Source organism: Mesorhizobium sp. M8A.F.Ca.ET.165.01.1.1 (genome assembly GCF_004792065.1).
Taxonomy (GTDB): domain Bacteria; phylum Pseudomonadota; class Alphaproteobacteria; order Rhizobiales; family Rhizobiaceae; genus Mesorhizobium.
Genome location: NZ_SRTH01000060.1, coordinates 1 through 495, shown reverse-complemented (window position 1 = coordinate 495; position 495 = coordinate 1). Strand labels below are relative to the sequence as shown.

Below are 495 nucleotides of genomic sequence, written 5' to 3'. Positions count from 1 at the left end.
TGAAGGCGTCGGCGACGGTGTCGCCAATGACCATCACGCCGTGATTGCCCATCACCATGACCTTCACCTTGGGGCCGGTCAGAAGCTGCGAGCAGCGCTCGCCCTCTTCCTCAAAGGCGAGCCCGCCATAATTGGCATAAACGGTGATCCGGAGATTGCCGCCAATGTGTTCGGCGGCGTTCAGCTCTTCGAAGAAGACTCGATTGAAATCGTCGTGGACAGGTTCGACTCCTCCGAGGAGGCCTTCGATGTGCTGATCAATATGCTCGATCGCTTTGCGAGCGATCACGCGGCCATTCGGCGCGTTGATCTATACTGACGTTACGCAGTGCCGAGATTGAGCGGCTTAGCTTGGCCTTCCGTTCCAACGATCAGGGATGAGGCGATTTTCTCGACGTCGCAAGTGAAGACTGTGAATTCTGGATCCCCTGTATGTCTTCTCGCATCAAATATTGTGTGAAATGCATTCTGCAACTTCATCGCCCGTGCAGGGGC

At 55.6% G+C, this 495-nt stretch carries 1 protein-coding gene; it reads right to left on the bottom strand.

Features of this window, described 5'->3' with window-relative positions; genetic code table 11:
* The coding region (locus EN808_RS37505) for a class II aldolase/adducin family protein (protein WP_245525198.1) at window positions 1-289 on the bottom strand (289 nt) is incomplete at its 3' end.
* Window positions 290-495: the final 206 nt, after the last annotated feature.